22 protein-coding genes are annotated in these 19,035 nt (G+C 51.3%); 12 read left to right on the top strand and 10 right to left on the bottom strand.

Going from position 1 to position 19,035, the window contains the following annotated elements:
* Positions 1-35 precede the first annotated feature (35 nt).
* From METH11B_RS0117185 to pqqE, 7 genes are all read left to right on the top strand, one after another.
* Positions 36-872: a sulfite exporter TauE/SafE family protein gene (locus METH11B_RS0117185; protein ID WP_026603071.1), complete on the top strand. Its 837-nt coding sequence runs from the start codon at positions 36-38 to the stop codon at positions 870-872.
* Between the two features lie 154 nt (positions 873-1,026).
* Positions 1,027-1,101: a pyrroloquinoline quinone precursor peptide PqqA gene (gene pqqA, locus METH11B_RS28730; RefSeq protein ID WP_054760176.1), complete on the top strand. Its 75-nt coding sequence runs from the start codon at positions 1,027-1,029 to the stop codon at positions 1,099-1,101.
* A 109-nt stretch (positions 1,102-1,210) separates the two neighbouring features.
* Positions 1,211-2,122 (top strand): pyrroloquinoline quinone biosynthesis protein PqqB, encoded by a 912-nt coding sequence (pqqB, locus tag METH11B_RS0117180; RefSeq protein WP_026603070.1) that lies wholly within the window; start codon positions 1,211-1,213, stop codon positions 2,120-2,122.
* Between the two features lie 11 nt (positions 2,123-2,133).
* Positions 2,134-2,862, top strand: coding sequence for a pyrroloquinoline-quinone synthase PqqC (gene pqqC / locus METH11B_RS0117175; protein ID WP_026603069.1), 729 nt, complete (start codon positions 2,134-2,136; stop codon positions 2,860-2,862).
* Entirely contained in the window at positions 2,862-3,425 is a 564-nt protein-coding gene (locus tag METH11B_RS0117170) for a Uma2 family endonuclease (RefSeq protein WP_026603068.1), read from the top strand. The genes pqqC and METH11B_RS0117170 overlap by 1 nt, the downstream gene beginning before the upstream one ends.
* Before the next feature lie 33 nt (positions 3,426-3,458).
* Complete coding sequence (gene pqqD / locus METH11B_RS0117165) at positions 3,459-3,731, top strand: pyrroloquinoline quinone biosynthesis peptide chaperone PqqD (protein WP_026603067.1); 273 nt, start codon at positions 3,459-3,461, stop codon at positions 3,729-3,731.
* A complete protein-coding gene (gene pqqE / locus METH11B_RS0117160; RefSeq protein ID WP_026603066.1) occupies positions 3,709-4,833 on the top strand; it encodes a pyrroloquinoline quinone biosynthesis protein PqqE in 1,125 nt (374 codons plus the stop codon). Before pqqD ends, pqqE begins: the two co-directional genes overlap by 23 nt.
* Before the next feature lie 44 nt (positions 4,834-4,877).
* On the opposite strand, the gene msbA is transcribed toward pqqE, so the two are convergent.
* Complete coding sequence (msbA, locus tag METH11B_RS0117155) at positions 4,878-6,650, bottom strand: lipid A export permease/ATP-binding protein MsbA (protein ID WP_026603065.1); 1,773 nt, start codon at positions 6,648-6,650, stop codon at positions 4,878-4,880.
* 78 nt (positions 6,651-6,728) lie between these two features.
* Here msbA and METH11B_RS0117150 point away from each other — a divergent pair, with 78 nt between their 5' ends.
* The 5 genes from METH11B_RS0117150 to METH11B_RS0117130 all read left to right on the top strand — a co-directional run bounded on the left by METH11B_RS0117150 (position 6,729) and on the right by METH11B_RS0117130 (position 11,452).
* Positions 6,729-7,832 carry a glycosyltransferase family 9 protein gene (locus METH11B_RS0117150; RefSeq protein WP_036277739.1) on the top strand — a complete coding sequence of 368 codons (1,104 nt, stop codon included), beginning with the start codon at positions 6,729-6,731 and terminating at the stop codon, positions 7,830-7,832.
* Between the two features lie 90 nt (positions 7,833-7,922).
* Positions 7,923-8,648 carry a glycosyltransferase family 25 protein gene (locus METH11B_RS0117145; RefSeq protein WP_026603063.1) on the top strand — a complete coding sequence of 242 codons (726 nt, stop codon included), beginning with the start codon at positions 7,923-7,925 and terminating at the stop codon, positions 8,646-8,648.
* Between the two features lie 11 nt (positions 8,649-8,659).
* A complete protein-coding gene (locus METH11B_RS0117140) occupies positions 8,660-9,880 on the top strand; it encodes an O-antigen ligase family protein (protein WP_231499630.1) in 1,221 nt (406 codons plus the stop codon).
* A complete protein-coding gene (locus METH11B_RS0117135) occupies positions 9,873-10,622 on the top strand; it encodes a glycosyltransferase family 2 protein (protein WP_026603061.1) in 750 nt (249 codons plus the stop codon). Before METH11B_RS0117140 ends, METH11B_RS0117135 begins: the two co-directional genes overlap by 8 nt.
* Entirely contained in the window at positions 10,619-11,452 is an 834-nt protein-coding gene (locus tag METH11B_RS0117130) for a glycosyltransferase family 2 protein (protein ID WP_026603060.1), read from the top strand. Before METH11B_RS0117135 ends, METH11B_RS0117130 begins: the two co-directional genes overlap by 4 nt.
* Here the strand turns inward: METH11B_RS0117130 and METH11B_RS0117125 are convergent.
* Genes METH11B_RS0117125 through METH11B_RS0117085 form a run of 9 tightly spaced genes read right to left on the bottom strand, consistent with a single transcriptional unit; the run spans position 11,449 to position 19,033 of the window.
* Positions 11,449-11,871, bottom strand: a complete 423-nt coding sequence (locus METH11B_RS0117125) for a DUF2802 domain-containing protein (RefSeq protein ID WP_026603059.1) — start codon at positions 11,869-11,871, stop codon at positions 11,449-11,451. The genes METH11B_RS0117130 and METH11B_RS0117125 overlap by 4 nt on opposite strands.
* Entirely contained in the window at positions 11,871-12,035 is a 165-nt protein-coding gene (locus tag METH11B_RS29210; RefSeq protein WP_155931137.1) for a hypothetical protein, read from the bottom strand. Before METH11B_RS29210 ends, METH11B_RS0117125 begins: the two co-directional genes overlap by 1 nt.
* A gap of 28 nt (positions 12,036-12,063) precedes the next feature.
* Positions 12,064-12,537, bottom strand: a complete 474-nt coding sequence (locus METH11B_RS0117115) for a chemotaxis protein CheW (protein WP_020483661.1) — start codon at positions 12,535-12,537, stop codon at positions 12,064-12,066.
* A gap of 21 nt (positions 12,538-12,558) precedes the next feature.
* Positions 12,559-13,290 (bottom strand): chemotaxis protein CheW, encoded by a 732-nt coding sequence (locus METH11B_RS0117110; protein WP_026603058.1) that lies wholly within the window; start codon positions 13,288-13,290, stop codon positions 12,559-12,561.
* Positions 13,287-14,090 carry a ParA family protein gene (locus tag METH11B_RS0117105; RefSeq protein WP_026603057.1) on the bottom strand — a complete coding sequence of 268 codons (804 nt, stop codon included), beginning with the start codon at positions 14,088-14,090 and terminating at the stop codon, positions 13,287-13,289. The genes METH11B_RS0117110 and METH11B_RS0117105 overlap by 4 nt, the downstream gene beginning before the upstream one ends.
* Positions 14,087-14,968 carry a flagellar motor protein MotD gene (gene motD, locus METH11B_RS0117100; protein ID WP_026603056.1) on the bottom strand — a complete coding sequence of 294 codons (882 nt, stop codon included), beginning with the start codon at positions 14,966-14,968 and terminating at the stop codon, positions 14,087-14,089. The genes METH11B_RS0117105 and motD overlap by 4 nt, the downstream gene beginning before the upstream one ends.
* A 10-nt stretch (positions 14,969-14,978) precedes the next feature.
* A complete protein-coding gene (locus METH11B_RS0117095; protein ID WP_020483665.1) occupies positions 14,979-15,725 on the bottom strand; it encodes a flagellar motor protein in 747 nt (248 codons plus the stop codon).
* Positions 15,725-16,819 carry a protein-glutamate methylesterase/protein-glutamine glutaminase gene (locus METH11B_RS0117090; protein ID WP_026603055.1) on the bottom strand — a complete coding sequence of 365 codons (1,095 nt, stop codon included), beginning with the start codon at positions 16,817-16,819 and terminating at the stop codon, positions 15,725-15,727. The genes METH11B_RS0117095 and METH11B_RS0117090 overlap by 1 nt, the downstream gene beginning before the upstream one ends.
* 9 nt (positions 16,820-16,828) lie before the next feature.
* The gene (locus METH11B_RS0117085; protein ID WP_026603054.1) at positions 16,829-19,033 is read right to left on the bottom strand and encodes a chemotaxis protein CheA; all 2,205 of its coding nucleotides are present in this window, start codon (positions 19,031-19,033) and stop codon (positions 16,829-16,831) included.
* Between the last annotated feature and the right edge of the window lie 2 nt (positions 19,034-19,035).

The raw sequence follows: 19,035 nt of genomic DNA, 5'->3' as shown, positions 1-19,035 counted from the left end.
CTCGCCTGCTAAATGGATCAAAAGACACAGTATAAATGAGTCGCTATCATAGTGCTTTGCTTATTCCCCAGCCATTATTCATCATGACGGAAATTTTTTTAGCCAGCCTTTTATTGGGCATTCTCGCCGGCATCTCCGCCGGTTTATTCGGTATAGGCGGCGGCGCATTGATCGTGCCGGTCCTGGTCTGGCTCTTTCAATCTCAGCAGTTCCATCCCGAACAAATCATGCTGATTGCCGTCGCCACCTCATTGGCAACTGCGATATTTACGTCAGCGGCCTCGGTGCGAACACACCACAAACTGGGAAACATCGATTGGCGCCGGGCTTGGCACTTAGCCCCAAGCATGCTGCTGGGCGCCGGCGGCGGCGCGGTGCTGGCCGAATATATCAGCGCAGATTTACTGCGCTGGTTTTTCGTTGCCTATCTACTTTATACCAGCGTACAAATGGCAATGCCCAAGCCAATCAAAGCCTCATCCCACCCCGCCAGATCCTTTCTGGATTATCCGATGGGTCTGTTGATCGGTTTGTTATCGGCCATTTTAGGCATCGGCGGCGGCACCATGACCGTACCTTACCTGGTGAGCAACGGCTTAATCATGAAAAACTCGGTCGCCACCTCCAGCACCTGCGCAATCCCCATCGCCCTGTCGGCTGCAACCAGTTACGCGGTATTAGGTTGGCAAGATAGTGAATTACCCGCCGGTAGCCTAGGCTATCTGTACCTGCCGGCATTTGCCGGCATCGTGCTAACCAGCGTATTCACCGCACCGTTGGGCGCCAAATTGGCTCACCGTTTGCCGGCACAAAAATTGAAACGTTACTTCGCGATCGTGCTGTTGGCGCTTGCGCTGAAAATGGCCTGGTAAGGCAGGGAACTTAAGCGCAGAGACATCGCTCCAAGCAGTGCTAGTTCCGGTTTGATTGCTCTGTTGCGCAAAGAAAAACTTCATCGTATACTTCGGCGCAGCTTTCTCGATCAAGCTATCGCACACAACAACAAAACCTCTGGAGGGTATATAAATGAAATGGGAAACACCAGCTTATAACGACATGCGTTTCGGTTTTGAAGTTACCATGTACATCTACAACCGTTAATCCTTAGGGTTGACGATAAGAAAGGGGCATTTTCCTGCCCCTTTTTTTTGCCTGGCGTTTTTTAATCCCGTATCATGCCCCGCTCGTTCACCAACCCTTATAAGCGAACATGAAGATAAGAGTTCTCGGCGCCGGTGCCGGCGGCGGTTTTCCGCAATGGAACTGCAACTGCGACAATTGCCGACGCTTGCGTAACGGCCAATTCAACGGCAAAGCCCGCACCCAATCGTCCATAGCAATCAGCACCGACAACCGCAACTGGCTGCTGTTTAACACCTCGCCGGACATTCGCGCTCAATTGGAAGCGTTTCCCGCCATTCAGCCTAAAGAAGGCATCCGCGATACCGGTATCAAGGCTGTACTGTTGATCGACAGCCAGATCGACCACACCACGGGCATGCTGATGCTGCGCGAAGGCAAGCCGTTAAACGTGTACTGCACCGAGATGGTAAAGCAGGATCTGACCAGCGGCTTTCCGCTATTCAATATGCTGAAAGACTATTGCACAGTCAATCATCATCCGATTGCCTGCGACGAAACACCCTTCGAGATTCCCGGCATCGATGACATCCGCATATACGCCCATGCCCTGAAAAGCAAAGCGCCGCCCTATTCACCGCACCGCCACGACCCGCACGACGGCGACAACATCGGCGTGATCGTCGAGCAGATTTCCACCGGTAAAAAACTGTATTACTCGCCCGGCCTTGGCGAAATCGAACCACACGTATTGCAGGCGATGCTGAATGTAGACTGCCTGATGGTGGACGGCACGTTTTGGACCGACGATGAAATGGTCACGCGCGGTATCAGCCACAAACGTGCGCGCGAGATCGGCCATTTGCCGCAATCCGGCCCCGGCGGCATGATTGAAGTTTTAAATGGCGTACCCAAGGCCAGGAAAATTTTGATTCATATCAACAACACCAACCCGATTCTCGACGAAGATTCGCCGGAGCGTAAAACGCTGGATGCCAACGGCATCGAAGTGGCTTACGACGGACTGGAAATTGACTTATAAAAAGGTGTTACATGACTGCTGATAATCAACCCTGGAGCCGCGAAGAATTCGAAGCGAAACTGCGCGGCATGGAAAAGTTCTACCACATTCATCATCCGATGCACACGCTGATGAACGAGGGCAAACTAACCCAACAGCAATTGCAGGGTTGGGTCGCCAACCGCTTTTACTATCAGGTGATGATTCCGATCAAGGACGCCAACATCATGGCCAATTGCCCGGACCGCGAAACTCGCGCCAAGTGGGTACAACGCATTCTCGACCACGACGGCCACCCTGGCGACCCAGGCGGCATCGAAGCCTGGATACGTTTGGGCATCGCAGTTGGGCTAACCCGCGAAGAGATCACTTCGCTGGAACACGTGCTGCCCGGCGTGCGTTTTGCAGTCGATGCCTATGTCAACTTCGCCCGCCGCGCCGAATGGCACGAAGCCGCCAGTTCCTCTCTGACGGAACTGTTCGCCCCGAAAATTCATCAACAACGCTTGGATAACTGGCCCGACGTCTATCCATGGGTGGAACAAGAGGGTTACACTTACTTCCGCAAACGCCTGACCGAAGCCCGCCGCGATGTCGAGCACGGTCTGGAACTGACGCTGGACTGGTATAAAACCCGCGAGCAGCAAGAACGCATGGTGCAAATTCTGAAATTTAAACTGGATGTGTTGTGGAGCATGGCCGATGCGATGTATCTGGCTTATGTTGCCGACATGCCGCCGTATTTCAATATCGAGCAATAATGCAGACAGCCGAACAGCTTCGTTTTAACGCTACCGATTTTCTAGCTTGGGAAGAAACCCAAGTCGAGAAGCACGAATTCGTGGCCGGTGAAGTATTTGCGATGACGGGCGCTCGGCGTGAACATGTTGTCGTCAGCCTAAATATTGCCTCGGCCTTGAAAGAACGCTTGCGCGGCTCATCCTGCCAAGCCTATATCGCCGATCTGAAACTACGTGTCGAGGCCGCCGACGCTTTCTTTTACCCGGACGTGATGGTGTCCTGTCACCCGGAAGATAACAAAGCCAAACAATTTATTTCGCAGCCGACATTAATTGTCGAAGTACTGTCCGATTCAACAGCAGACTACGACAGAGGCGGCAAATTCGTCGCTTACCGCAAGCTGGAGTCGCTTCAGGAATACCTGATCGTCGACATCGACGCCCGCCGAGTTGAATGCTTCCGCCGCACTCCGGACAACGATTGGCTGTTGCACGATTACCTCGGCGAAGTCGATTGCCAACTGCATAGTTTGAGCCTAAGCCTGCCGCTGGCGGAAATTTTTGAAGACATCGACGTTGCTTGAATCTGCAGCCGTTTGCCTAAACACCGGAACTCTATGACCATCACCCCCGATCAACTTATCCAGTTCTCGCCGCTGCATCGGCTGCAATGGGAAGAAGCCCAGCAAAAGTACGTGATTCTTTATCCCGAGGGCATGGTCGAGTTGAACCAAAGCTCGGCGGAAATACTCAAGCTGTGCGACGGTAGCCGGATGCTGGAACAAATCGTCGCCGAATTGGAAGAAAAATTCGCCACGTCCGGCCTGACCAATGACATCACTAACTTTTTGAACGTAGCATTACAAAATGGCTGGATCAAGCAAGCTTAATATCACCCCGCCCCGCTGGCTGTTGGCCGAGCTGAGCTACAAATGTCCGCTGCAATGCCCATATTGCTCCAATCCGCTGGATTACGTTAAATATCCGGACGAATTAAGTACCGAGGATTGGAAACGCGTATTGAGCCAAGCCCGCAAAATGGGTGCGGTGCAGTTGGGGTTTTCCGGCGGTGAACCACTAACCCGGCAGGATTTGACTGAATTGGTCGGCTATGCGCGCGAGTTGGGTTATTACTCCAACCTCATCACCTCCGGCTACGGCTTGAGCGAAGAAAAAATCGTCGAATTGAAGCAAGCCGGTTTAGATCACATCCAAATCAGCATCCAGGCCAGCACCCAGGAACTGAACGATCATATCGCCGGCACCGCCACTTACCAACACAAACAGGACGTGGCAAAACTGATTAAAAAACACGGCTATCCGATGGTGCTATGCGTGGTAATCCACCGCGAAAACATTCACCAAATGCCGCAGATACTGGAGATGGCCGAAAACCTAGGCGCCGATTATCTGGAACTGGCCAACACCCAATATTACGGCTGGGCACATTTGAATCGCGACGCCTTGCTGCCAACCAGGGAACAATTCGAAGAAGCGGAAAAAATTGCGCAGGCTTACAAGGAAAAAGTCGCCGGTAAGATGAAGATTTATTACGTGGTGCCGGATTATTACGAAGACCGGCCGAAAGCCTGCATGAACGGCTGGGGTACCACCTTTTTGACCATCGCCCCCGACGGCACCGCGTTACCCTGCCATTCAGCGCGCGAGTTACCCGGACTGGACTGCCCGAACGTGAAGGATTTCAGCATAGCCGAGATATGGAACGAATCGAAAACCTTCAATTTCTTCCGCGGCACGGAATGGATGCAGGAGCCTTGCCGCAGCTGCGACGAGAAACTCAAAGACTTTGGCGGCTGTCGCTGCCAGGCGTTCTTGTTCAACGGCGATATGTACAGCACCGATCCGGTATGCAGCAAATCTCCGGAACGGCACCGAATTGACGCGGCGATCAATTCAGCGCGCGAAATAGCCCTGTCGGATCGGGAAAAGCCGTTGATATTTCGCAACAGCAAAAACTCCAAGCAATTTTAAACAGCTACTCAGTCGGCTGCGCATCCATTCGACCGACTGATTCGTCACTCCGGCAACGCCGGGCTTGCCGATTGCTCCACTGGTGCAGTTTGACCAACATCCTGAAACTGCATCTTGTGCAATTTGGCGTAAGCACCATCGCGAGCCAAGAGTTCGCGATGCGAACCTTGTTCGACTATCCGGCCCTTATCCATCACCAAAATCACGTCAGCACTTTCTATAGTGGATAAGCGATGCGCCACCACCAAGGTAGTACGGCCTTGCATCACGCGATTCAGCGCGGCCTGGATGTAGCGTTCGGATTCGGTGTCCAAGGCCGAAGTCGCCTCATCCAAAATCAAAATCGGCGCATCCTTCAATAATGCTCGCGCCAGCGCTAAGCGTTGACGCTGGCCGCCGGACAATTTAACGCCATTCTCGCCAATTTCTGTCTCCAGCCCTTGCGGCATTTTGCTGATAAAGTCCATCGCATAAGCATCGACCGCGGCCTGCTCTATTTGCTCTCTGGCCGCACCTTGTAACGCGCCATAGGCGATATTGTTCGCGACGGAGGCGTTGAACAAGGTGACGTTTTGCGTGACCAAGGCAATCTGCCGGCGCAAACTGTCCAATCGGTAACGTTTCAACTCCACGCCATCGATCAAAATCTCGCCCTGCTCGTACTCGTAAAAACGCGGCAACAAGTTAATCATCGTGCTTTTACCGCCGCCCGAAGCACCCACTAACGCCACAGTCTGACCAGGCTCGATAGTCACATTGATATTATTCAAGGCCGGGTTTTCGCTGCCGGGATAACTAAAACTAAGATTTTTGAATTCGATGCGTCCTTGACTGCGCTCGACCTGATAATCGCCGCCGTCGATTTCGGCTGGTTCGTCCAACACTTCAAACAAAGACTCCGCCGCCGCGATACCGCGCAAAATCTCGGAATTCGCATCGCTTAATTGGCGAATCGGTTTTGGCAACAAGAACGCCGCCGTAAAAAAGCCGACAAATTCACCCGGGCTGGATGACTTCATCATGATCAAGGCCAGATACATCATGCCGGCCAAAGCAAAAGAAATGACTAACTGCATCAGCGGGTTATTCAGCGACACCGTCATGATCAGTTTGCGGTACTGGGCACGATTATCCAGGCTGGCCGTTTTAAAACGCTGCCGTTCGTAATTTTCGCCGCCAAAACTTTTCACGATTCGGTTTCCGGAGACCATTTCCGAAGTGATATGCGTCAAATCGCCGACCGTATCCTGCATATTGCGGCTCAAGCGTTTCAAACGCTTGCCGACATAACGCACCATGATCGCCACTACTGGCGCAATCGCCAAAAATACCAGCGATAGCTGCCAGTTGGTATACGCCAGATAACCCAGCAAACCCACCGCAGTAAAACCTTCCCGGACGAACGAACGTATCGAATCGGAGGTAGCGCGCGTGACTTCGCCGATATTATTGGTAATCCGCGAAATCATGTAACCGCTGTTATGCGCATCGAAATATTGCACCGACAAGCGGGTGTACTGATTAAAAATCTCGCAACGCAGCTTGTGAATCAAATTGCCGGAAATCCGCGCCAGATAGTAATTACCCAAAAACGAGCCGATACCGCGGACCAGAAACAACACCACGAAGGCCAGCGGCAAATACTGAATATCACTTCTGTCCGGCGCCCCAAAGCTGTCGATGATGCGTTGAATAATCATCACCACCGCCGGCTCGGTGGCGGCGTAGATCGCAAAACCGATGGCGCAGACCACAAATAAACGCCAATACGGCACCACAAACGCCAGCAAACGCTTGTACACCTGGCCGTCCGTCATTGTTTTGCGCGAATTTTCTAACGTGTTCAATACTGTTTACCTTTAAAATGTACAGCCATGTTGATCAGCCAACGCTCCATGCCCAACCAAAAACCGCTCAATATACAACCTAAACGCATTTTGGTGATAACCCTGCGTTATTTGGGCGATACCCTACTGGTGACGCCATTAATTTCTTCGCTGAAGCAAGCCTATCCGGATGCGGAAATCGATGTTTTATTGCCTGCAAGTAACGCGGGCATGCTGGAAGGCAATCCCGACGTCAAGCAGTTGCTGATCTTGGAAGGCAAGTCCAGCGGGCTGGCATTCGCCAAACTGTTATTTAACCAGTTTCGCCGATACGATTTAGCCATCTCCACACAAGCCGGCGACCGACCCACGTTACTTGCGGTGATAGCTGGCAAGACCAGCATAGGCTTTGTGCCTGACGATACAGGCAAGGCTTGGTGGAAGAAAGCACTACTTAACCGCTGGTTGTTATTTAGGACCGATTACGGCCACGCCGTCTTGGAAAATTTGCGCTTCTGCAAGCTACTCGGAATAGCCCCTTACTATCGCCTGACTCCGCCGCAAAGCTCGACACCGATACCAGCCATAACCACCCCATACGCCGTACTGCATATTATGCCGCAATGGCGCTATAAACAGTGGCATGCCGACGGCTGGCGGGAGCTCGTCGCCTTTTTAGGCCGGCAAGGCCTCCAAATCGTATTGACCGGCAGTGGCAACCCCGCCGAACTCGACGCGTTGCGAGAATTACAGCAACGACTGCCATCGGATGTAATCAATCTTGCCGGTCAACTGTCACTCGGGCAATTGTCCGCCTTGATCGGCAAAGCCAGATTATTCGTGGGTCCCGACACCGGTATCACCCACTTGGCTGCGGCCACCGGCACACTGACTTTTGCCTTGTTCGGCCCCACCGACCCGGAGAAATGGGCACCCTGGCCGTATGGATACAGTGAGAATAAAACGCCTTTCCCGTCTCGTGGTTCGGGCCAAGTACATAATGTGTATCTGCTGCAAGGCCAAACCGAACAAAATTGCCTACCCTGCCAACTGGAAGGTTGCGATAGGAACCGCAATAGCCACAGCGCCTGCCTCGATCAGTTATCCGGGGCCCGGGTGATTGAGGTAATCGCGCAAACATTGCAAGCCAAACAGCCATCCGCATCGCGATGATTACCGGACAACAGTAATGACGTTGATGTTATTTTCCACAAAACCGTCGATAATCGCGGCTTTTCGTCAGCTACCTGATTCCAAATTCGCATGATGCTATCGCCAAGCCTTGACCGCATTTTGGTTTTGAATGTTAAGAAATTCGCTCAACGCCGTATTTTCATGGAACAACAGTTGCGCAAATTCGGCTTATCGGCCGAATTTATTTTCGACTGGGACATTGAAGACTTGACTGACAGCGTAATGGCCGAATTTTTCCGCGACAACCAGCTTACGGCCGGCCAACAATCCTGCGCATTAAAACATGTGGCAGCTTTACAAAAAATTGCCGATGCTGGCGGACAGGGCTATTCATTAGTGCTGGAAGACGACGCGGTGTTTGGCAAGGATATTAAGCTTGGTTTAGAGCGGGCTATCGCCCAAAGCGCTCGCTTTCCGGGTGACAAAGTGATCTACATTGGCTCCGGCGGTAATTTTTTTACCCCCAAGAGCCAACGCGAACCCGGTCAATACCTTTATCTAGGTCATCGCGGTCGTTTTGCCGACTCGTACTTGATCGATGCCAGTACCGCTCGCCGGCGACTGGACTGGATTAAAGCTCACAAAATCGCTGAACCGATAGACAATCAATTCGAAAAGATCGACAAACAGCTCGGCATTCAAATGATTTGGCTGGAGGACCCGGTCATCGAACAAGGCAGCAAAAACGGCTTATTCAAAAGCGCATTGGAAGCCGATCCGCCCACCTGGCTGAAAGGACTGTTTTTCCGCTGGGAAAAACTCAAGCGTAAACATATCTACCAATTATGGCGTTAAGACCACAAAACATGTTTGCATCCCCCCTGACGTCCGAGACATCACTCAATATCTGTCGCAGCATGACTATTGTTGCAGCCATCGCCGCGCCCATTTCCACGGCCATCGCGAGCATAGCCAGTGTGGCTTTGTTAGTATTCTGGCTACTCTCCGGCCAAGCAGTGCAGACCCTCAAGCTATCTTGGCGGCAACCTCTCGGAAAAATGATCTTGCTATTCATTGCCTGGTTGATAATTGGCACTCTTTACGCGGATACAGACTGGCACAGCAAATTGGAGACATTATCCAGCTGGAAAAAGCTGCTATATGTGTTCCTGCTAATCGGCATTTTTCAGCAACAGGCTTGGCAAAAACGGTTTGTCTACAGCTATTTCATCGCCATGGTTGGAGCTGGCATTATCGCCATACCACTTTGGGCTTTCGATCTTGTAGTGAGACAAGACCGTGAAGTCGGCATTTTCATGACCAATCACGCCACACAGAGTACCGCTTTTGTGGCGGCCCTGCTCTGCGCTATCTTCCTGGTGCAAGAACCGCTAAACACCCGGCAAAAATATGCAGTTTGGGCCGGAATAGCCATCTTTCTATTCAATATTTTCTTCGTTAGTACGGGTAGAAGTGGCTATTTAGCCGTACCCATCGCCGCAGTTTTTGCATTGGGCTCAATATATGGCTACAGCAAACTACCACAGATTATTGGGATAGCCGCCATCGTGCTGGTGGCATTTGGCCTTAGTTCCAGCACATTGCAAGAACGATTCAGACTGGCTTGGGACGAACAAGCTAGTTATCAAAGCAGCCAGGATTTAACCTCAGTAGGCATTCGGGTGGTTTTTTATCAAAACACCTTAGAGCTTATTGAGAAAGCGCCTTGGTTCGGGTACGGCACCTCATCGTTCAAACCGACCTACAGTAATTATGCCTCGGCGAAAAGCCAGGGATGGCAGGGTACCAGCACCAGCGATCCGCATAATCAATACCTGTTCATTTGGCTGGAAAATGGCTTGGTCGGCTTGCTGCTGTTTTTTGCTTACATTTATGTCGCATTGCGCCAAGGTATGAATAACCTACCCTACGGTCCAATTGCCGCCAGTTTTTTAGTAGCCATCTGTGCTTCAAGCCTGTTCAACTCGCATTTCAAAACTTTTGCTGAAGGTTATTTGCTGGCGTTTTTTCTCGGCGCCTTGCTAAGTCGTCCGGCCGATTCCAGCCTTCGTCAGGCCGATGCTTAGCGTTATCGTCATCACCAAAAACGAGGCGCAACATATCGGCCGCTGTCTGGCATCAGTTGCCTGGGCCGATGAAATCATCGTTCTCGACTCGGGTAGTAGCGACGAAACGGTGGCGATTTGCCGACAATTTACCGATAAAGTCTTCATCACCGACTGGCCCGGATTTGGCCCGCAAAAGCAGCGAGCATTGGATAAAGCGTGCGGCGACTGGGTATTTTCTATCGATGCCGACGAGGAAGTCGGCCCGACCCTAAAAGCCGAAATCCTGCAAGCCATGCAGCAAAACGACGTGCAAGGTTTCGAAATCCCCCGTTTATCCAGCTACTGCGGCAAGCAAATCAAACATGGCGGCTGGTGGCCGGATTATGTGCTAAGGCTGTTTCGCCGCGATGTCGGACGTTTCAGCAACGAAATCGTGCATGAGCGTATTGAAGTTAAGGGGACTATCCGTCAACTTAACAATCCACTTTTGCATGAAGCCTTCGTAGATCCGGCGGAGGTACTGAATAAGATCAACGCTTATTCTTCGCTGGGCGCCGAGAAACTGTTCACCAACGGTAAGCGCGCCAGCTTGGGTAAAGCCATCGGCAAGGGTTTGTGGACGTTCATCCGCACTTACTTCGTCCAGGCAGCTATTCTGGACGGCGAGGAAGGCCTGATGTTGGCCATCTCCAACGCCGAGGGCAGTTATTACAAATACCTGAAACTACGCGAGCTTTGCCGCAAAACAGCCAGCAAATGAACGGCTTGATCTCGGTCATCGTCACCACCTATAACTGGCCGGAAGCGCTTTCCGCCTGTTTACTCGCACTAATGGCTCAACAAGATCGCCGGTTCGAAATTATCGTCGCCGACGACGGGTCCGGCGCTGCAACGCAGAAATTGATCAAAGACTTTATCGAAACCAGCGAAATTCCGTTGCGGCATATTTGGCATGAGGATCAGGGATTTAGGGCCGGCACCATTCGTAACAAGGCGGTTGCCGACAGTCGCGGCGATTATCTGCTATTTATGGACGGCGATTGCGTAGCGCTACCGGATTTTATTAGTCATCATCGACAATTGGCCGAAACCGGTTATTTCGTTCCGGGCAACCGGCTATTATTGAACGAAGCTTACACATCACTGGTATTAGGGCAAAAAATACCGCTGCATGAACAGTCCCTTGGCTTTTTTTTATGCCAATGGCTGCGAGGCCGCATCAATCGTCTGTTGCCTTTGCTGTATTTACCGCTATACGGCTGGCGTTATTGGCAACCGCAGAATTGGCAAAAAGCCATGACCTGCAATCTGGCGGTCTGGAAAGACGATTTCCTGGCAACAAATGGTTTTGATGAAGTCTTCGAAGGCTGGGGATATGAAGACTCGGATCTGGTGATCCGTTTGATTCATTACGGCGTCAAACGCAAGGAGGGCCGCTTCGCGGTGCCTGTGTTACATCTTTGGCACCGACATAACGATAGAAGCCAACACGATGAAAACTATCAGCGTTTATTACAGCGAGTTGCGGATACAACGATGATGCGCGCGGAACTGGGGGTGGATCAGTATATGGAAACGATCCGCAGCTAACCCAAGCCGGAACGCTTACCGCCGCCATGTAAGCGCATCAATAAAACCGCTTCGTCGCGGGTTAGCCCGCAATCCCTGACCAATTCTTCAATACCGACGCCATTGCGGATTTTTTGGATCACATCTTCATAGCCGCTTGCGGGGATAGGTTCTGCGGGCGCGACGTTAGTAACAGTTTGCCGCTGCGTATTGACTTGATCCACAATGCTATTTAAGCGCGAGTCGTTCGCGGCCAGCCGCCGATCAACAGCCACAGCGGCGGAACAAAGGCCGGCGACGTCGTCGTTGCTACGCTGTACCCGCTCTTCAAGGAGTTGAAATTGCTGTTTTAGTGTTTGCTGCTGACGCAATAACCAAACCAAGATCGCTAGTACAAATACGACTATACCCGCCAAAACCAGCAATAAATATTCACTCATCACACTATTTCGTCAACATGCTCGGCAGGCTGTTTATTGTTTTTGTTCTGGTCGGGCTTGGTTTGCGGTTGTTTTTGCGGTGGGCGTTTTTCACGTTCTTCCCGCTCTACCTTGTATATCGTATGCACTGGAGAAAAAGGCGTGATCGGTGTTATCTGGGTCATGTTGCACCTCGCATGCCTAGTCAGGCAATCAAAACATATCCAGCTCGGCTTTTTCGTCGTCGCTGAGGAATTTATTCAAATCCACCAGAATTAACAAATGATTGTCGCGACTGGTAACGCCTTGAATGTATTTTGAGCTTTCTTCATTGCCGACGTTAGGCGCGGTTTCAATCTCGGAAGCGCGCATTTCCACGACTTCAGCGACACTGTCCACCAGAATGCCGATAATATGCCGGTCGGTTTCGATAATCACCACCCGCGAAGCATCATCGGTGTCCTTGGAAGGCAAGCCGAAACGGTTACGGGTATCGATGACCGTCACCACGTTACCGCGCAAATTGATGATACCCAATACGTAGGAAGGCGCGCCGGGCACCGGGGCAATCTCGGTAATACGCAACACCTCTTGCACCTGCATAACATTAATGCCGTACTTTTCGTCGCCTAGACAAAAAGTCACCCACTGCATGATAGGGTCGCCTTGTTTTTTATCTTCGCTCATTTTGCTGTATCCAGATGCTGTTTAACTATTTTTTCTATGCGGTACCAACTGTTTAACATCGATAATCGCTGTTAACTCGTCTATTACCGTACCAATTAACCATGGCTTTTTTTGTCTGGCCGTTCGCCACCTGACACCGTCCGGCTTTACTTTACCGATGGAGAGAATTTCATCACACACTAACCCCCACTTTTTGTCCTGGGTTATTAGAATGCGCTCGAACGGATATTCTTCGCTATCCGGCTGCAAGCCTCGGCTTTTGCCGAAAATCAACTGCCGGGTATCAAGCACGCCGATACGGCTATCATGCTCGTCCAGCAAACCCAAGAACCAAGAGGGTTGTCCGGGAATTTTCGTGGGTTTGCGATCGATTTTTATCGTTCTGGACAACTCGATCAGCGGCGTTGCCAATATCAGCTTATCAACCTTAAAAAACAAAGCCTGAAACTCGTACTGCGACCAATCCGGCATTATAGACAGTGCCTGTAGTTTAGCCGGGATTTCCGGCTCTACAAGCTTGGGTTGTCGGTTCCTGACTAATGCTTTGGAGCTTGCTTTTGGACTGCTGGTCACGACCGGAACAGGATCCGGCAACTTGATCGGCTCCTCAACGACAAGCCGTTCCAGCGCTATCGCCGGTTTTACGCTAACAGCTTCCTCTGCCTCGGGCACCTCATCCAACAGAGTCTGCAAATAAACATCGAGCGCTAACTGTTGATGAACGATACTGGGGGGTGGTTTTGCCTGAGTCATTTATGCGGCGCCAAGTTTTTGTCTGGACTCTTATCAAGCAATAACAGTTCCAACAATTCGGCATACGCTTCCGCTGCACGTGCACTTTTGTCATACAGGGGTAATGGAATACCGGCCTGGCTAGCATCCCGCACTTTAGTATCTACCGGTACCACAGAACTCCAGGCATTCTCCGGGTACTGCTGATGTAACGCCGCTAAACTGTCACGGGCCGCCTTGGTGCGTTTGTCAAACATGGTCGGCACGATAGTGAATTTAGGCGGCGTTTTCCGGGAATGGAACACCATTTTTATGGTGTGCACCATTCTATCCAGACCTTTTAAGGCCAGAAATTCGGCTAAAACCGGAATAATTAAATGATCGCAAGCCGCCAACGCATTGATCATTAACACCCCCAACATCGGCGGACTATCGATAATCACGTAATCGTATTGGTCGGCCACTTTGTTTAATGCGGTAGCAACCACCAAGCCCATGCCGCCGATTGCGGCGACCTGCCTATCCAAAGTGGCGATAGCAGTCGATGCGGGCAAGACATCGATTCCATCAAAGTCGGTCTTGGCGATATAGACCTGAGGATCGATGTTTTTCTTTTTCTCGCTGGCATCGAGAAATAAATTGTAAACACCAAGCTCGATCTCATCCGGATTCATCTTGAAATAGCTGGTCAACGAACCGTGCGGATCCAAATCGACCAGCAGAGTCCTAAACCCCCAGGAAGACAGCAAGCCACCCAGCGTCACCACGGTAGTCGTTTTACCGACTCCGCCTTTTTGATTGGAAACTGACCATATTTTCATAACTGAGCCGGCAGTTCCGGCGACTTTTCAACTGCGGTTTCAGGTGGAGGGCTGGGCTGCGACGGCGCCAAATTAAGCACTTTCGCGCGTTCATCGTCAGTCATACCGTAACGAGCAAAGGCTTGCGACATCAACACTAATACGACTCGCCGATTCTTAAAGCGCCCTTCTTCGTCTTTGTTATCGGCGATCGGATGAAATTCTCCATAGCCCACCGCCGATAATCGTGTCGCCGGAATATTGTTTTTTACCAATTCCTTGACCACGCTGGTCGCCCTGGCCGAGGATAAGTCCCAATTGGACGGGTAAAAGCCAGTGGAAATAGGCACGTTATCCGTGTAACCCTCCACGTTAATCACATTAGGCACATCTCGTATCACTTCCGCGACTTTTGCCAGCACGGGGAGCGCTTTAGCGGACAGTTCGGCCTTGCCGCTGGCGAACAGCAATTCGCTGTTCATTTCCAATTCCACCCAGAAATCGTGCTTTTTAATACCGACGAGCTTGCTTTCGACATAAGGCTGCAAAGCGCCTTGAAACTGTTCGGAGACTTCGCTAAGCCGCTGCTTTTCTTGCAAAATCTCCTCGCTTAGTTCACGTTCTTCGGCTGTAGCCAAATTAGGCAGCTCGATAGGTTGGATCGTAGTAGGAATCACACCGATCTGAATCGGCTCGGCTTCCTTTTGAATCTTCTCGTTGTGAAACAGTGCCTGGTCCAGCGATTCGGAGAATGTTTCGTATTTACCCTTATTAACCGAAGAAATCGAATACATCACCACAAAAAAGGCAAAGAGCAAGGTCACAAAATCAGCGTAAGACACCATCCAGCGATCGTGATTATCGGCCTCTTGCAATGGCCTGCGTCTGCGCCGACTCATAAGGCCTCCATTATTTTTCCAATAAAAAACCGGATAATTTCAATTCGATATTACGCGGGTTTTCGCCCTCGGCTATCGAGGAAATGCCTTCTATCACCATCTCCCTGGCTTGCGATGCTTCGAAAATCAGACTCTTCAGCTTATTGGCTATGGGAATAAACAATAGATTGGCTAGGCCGACACCGTAAATAGTCGCGACGAAGGCTGTCGCGATGCCGCTACCCAACAACTCCGGTTTGGCTAAATTCTGCATGACATGAATCAAGCCTATTACCGCACCAATAATGCCGATAGTCGGCGCATACCCGCCCATTGCCTCGAAAACCCTGGCAGCCTGGATATCCAGATGCTCTTTTGTCGTTAGCTCAACCTCAAGGCAATCGCGTATCACTTCCGGCTCGTTACCATCGACCAGCAACTGCAAACCTTTTTTGGCAAAACTGTCTTTTTCGGTTTCGATAACGGATTCCAACCCCAGCAAGCCTTCCTTGCGCGCCAGAGAGCTCCAGCGTACGATCTTGTCGATTTGCTTTTTAAGCTGCAAATTTTGCGGCACAAAGATCCAACTCAAAATTCGTAAACTGCGCAGAAATACCTTGGGCGGAAATTGCAACAGCGTGGCTCCCAGCGTACCCCCCACCACAATAATGAAGGCATGAAAATTGATTAGGGACCCGAGCTCTCCTCCGCCCATTAGGTTACCGCCGATAATCGCGGAAAAACCTATCAACACGCCCAAAATACTGAGAATATCCATCAATGTAATTTTTTAAATTGGTTGGCAATCTCTTCCAGAGAATAAATATGATCCGCCAGACCGGCTTCTGCGATGGCTTTAGGCATGCCATAGATAGTACTTGTCGCCTCGTCCTGCGCCCAGATTTGCGCGCCGCGCTGCCTTAACTTCATAGCACCAGCCTTGCCGTCGGCCCCCATGCCGGTCAACACCACCGCCAACACATGCCCGGCGAACACCTGGGCAAGCGAGTCAAAAGTAATATCGACGCTGGGACTATAAATTTCCCCGCTTTGCTTGGCCCTCAATGCAATCCGCCGCTCACCGGCTACTTGCTTTACTTGCATCTGCATTGCCCCTGGCCCTAATAATGCGGTACCCGGCTGCAATACGTCACCATCTCGCGCTTCCCTGACATTAATGTTGCACAGCAAATTCAAGCGTTCGGCAAAGCTTTTGGTGAAATTAGGCGGCATGTGTTGCACCAGCAATATGGGTATCGAACACTCAGCCGGAATTTTGCTCAGCACGTATTGCATGGCGACCGGACCGCCGGTCGAGGCGGCAACCACTAAAAGCTCGATTTTGCCGCTAGTTGCTGTCTTGGACCACGCCGACGCAGCGCGTATCGGCTTAGCTGCGGGGCTTTCTGCGGTTGAGCTCTGATGTTCTTCTAGGCTCGCGCGGGCCAGAGGTCGAGGGGAAGTCATTCTAGTAGCCTGAGAAGCCACCATCCTCACCCGATATCTCAGCAAGTAGCGGGCCGTTTCACGATTAGCATCGATGTCTTCCAACTGCTTGGGCAAAAAGTCGATAGCGCCGGCATTTAACGCATCCAGAGTGGCTTGAGCGCCGACTTGTGTCATTGCCGAAAACATCAGAATCGGACAGGGCCGGGTGCCCATGATTTTTTTGACTGCCGTGATACCATCCATGATTGGCATCTCCACGTCCATGGTTATAACATCCGGTTGCAGACTTGCCGCAAGCTCTATGGCTTCGCGACCGTCATGGGCGACGCCTATCACTTTAAACTCTTGATCCTCTTCTAAAATTTCCCGAATTCTTTTACAGATAAAATTGGAGTCGTCGACGATCAGCACCCGAATGGTCATATTGCCGCGTCACATCGCATACTTCTTCATTAGACCCGGCACATCGAGTATCAGCGCTATCTTGCCGTCACCGGTAATGGTTGCTCCCGCCAACCCTTCCAATCCATGTAACTTGGCACCCAGCGCTTTAATCACCACCTCTTCCTGACCGATCAATTGATCCACCACAAAACCAACATGCCTGCCGCCGGCGTTCACCACCACCACATGATTGGTCGGCTGCGTTTCGCCCGTGAAATAAGAACCCCTGACCAGCCATTCGCTTAAATAAAACAGCGGTAAGGCCTTGTTTCTGACCATTACCACCAATTGACCATCTACCTTATTGGTTTTGCTCAAATCCAGATCGAGTATTTCCAGAACGCTGGCCAAGGGCAACGCGAAAGCCTGTCCGCGCAGCTTCACCATAAGGGTCGGCATGATAGCCAAAGTCAGCGGCACCTTGATCAGAATAGTGCTGCCCTTGCCTTCCACCGAATCGATTTCCACCACGCCGTTCATTTGCGCGATACGGGTCTTCACCACGTCCATGCCGACACCGCGACCGGATACGTCGGAAATTTCGGTTTTGGTGGAAAAGCCGGGTAGAAAAATCAGGTTGTAACATTCCTTATCGTCAAGACGGGCGGCGCTTTCTTCATCCATCAAGCCTTTTTCCACTACTTTGGCGCGCAGTATGTCGGGGTTCATACCCTTGCCGTCGTCTTTGATGGACAACTGGATATGATCGCCTTCCTGAGAAGCTTTCAATATCACCACGCCTTCCCGAGGTTTGCCGTTGGCTTCGCGCTCATCCGGCGATTCGATACCGTGATCTACCGCGTTTCTGACCAAATGCACCAAAGGATCCGCCAGGGCTTCGACCAGATTTTTGTCGAGATCGGTTTCTTCACCCACCAACTCCAGCCTGATTTCTTTTTTCAGACTTCTAGCCAAATCGCGTACCACACGCGGAAAACGCCCGAAGACTTTTTTGATAGGCTGCATCCGCGTTTTCATCACCGCCAGTTGTAAATCGGCGGTCACCACATCCAGATTGGATATAGCCTTGGACAACTGTTCGCCAGCTTCGGCATTGGCTTTAAGGGTTTGGAAGCGATTGCGTACCAGCACCAACTCCCCGACCATATTCATAATATCGTCCAAAATCTGGGTATCTACCCTGACAGTGGTATCGGCTTGCGGTGTTGCGGCTTTACTTTTGTCGGAAACGGAATCTACTACCGGCGCTACTTTGCCGAGGTTATTTTCGGGTTCCACATCGGCGGGCGGTTTCTCGACCGGCTCGGGTTTAGCAGCCACCACCGGTTTCTCGACAGGCGCCGCCACATTTTTAATTGGTGCGTCTTTTTCACCCGCAGCTTGCTCGTCAATCTTGCCCAAATTGGCAGCATCGAACTTACCCTTACCGTGTAAAGCATCGAGTACTTTATCGAACTCCTCGTCGGTAATATCGCCCGAATCGTTGGCTTGAACAGGCGCCTCGGCTTTTACCGAAAACTTGCCTTTGCCATGCAACTCGTCGAGTAAATTTTCAAACTCGTCTTCACTAATTTCGTCATCCGCCGCCGGGGCTGCCGATTGCGGCGCTACGTGTACAGTAGGAGAACCACCTTTACCATGCAAAGCATCTAGCAAATCCTCAAATTCCTGTTCGGTAATTTCGTCGGCATCTTCCGAGGCGGATTCGCTGGCCAATAACTCCTCGGGATCGAGCATCGCATCGTAATCTTGCGCTGCGGATTCTTGAGGGGATAATTGATGAGATTCCGGAGTTTCATTCACTATAACCGTTTCTACCGCAACCTCAGCAGCGGTAGCTTCGGCCGGACCAGCGTAGGCTTTCAAGCGTTTTAAAAGGCCTTGATCGGCCGATTTTGGCGTATTGCCTGAACGGACTTGCCCGAACATCTCGTTGACGATGTCCACTACTTGCAAAATCACATCCATCAAATCCGGGGTGACTTGGCGATCACCCTGCCTGAGCACGTTAAAAACGTCTTCGGCGTTATGACAAACATCGACCAGAGCGCTGATAGCCAGAAAACCGGCACCGCCCTTTATGGTGTGGAACCCGCGAAATATCGAGTTGAGGAGATCAAGATCGCCGGGTGATTGCTCCAGTTCTACCAGTTGTTCACCCAGTGAATCGAGAATCTCCCCGGCCTCGACCAGAAAGTCCTGCAATATTTCGTCGTCCAGATCGATCGCCATGT

The organism is Methylomonas sp. 11b, from assembly GCF_000515215.1.
In the GTDB taxonomy this organism is placed as follows: domain Bacteria; phylum Pseudomonadota; class Gammaproteobacteria; order Methylococcales; family Methylomonadaceae; genus Methylomonas.
The sequence above is the reverse complement of the archived record's forward strand: the minus strand, read 5'-3'. Positions and strand labels throughout refer to the sequence as shown.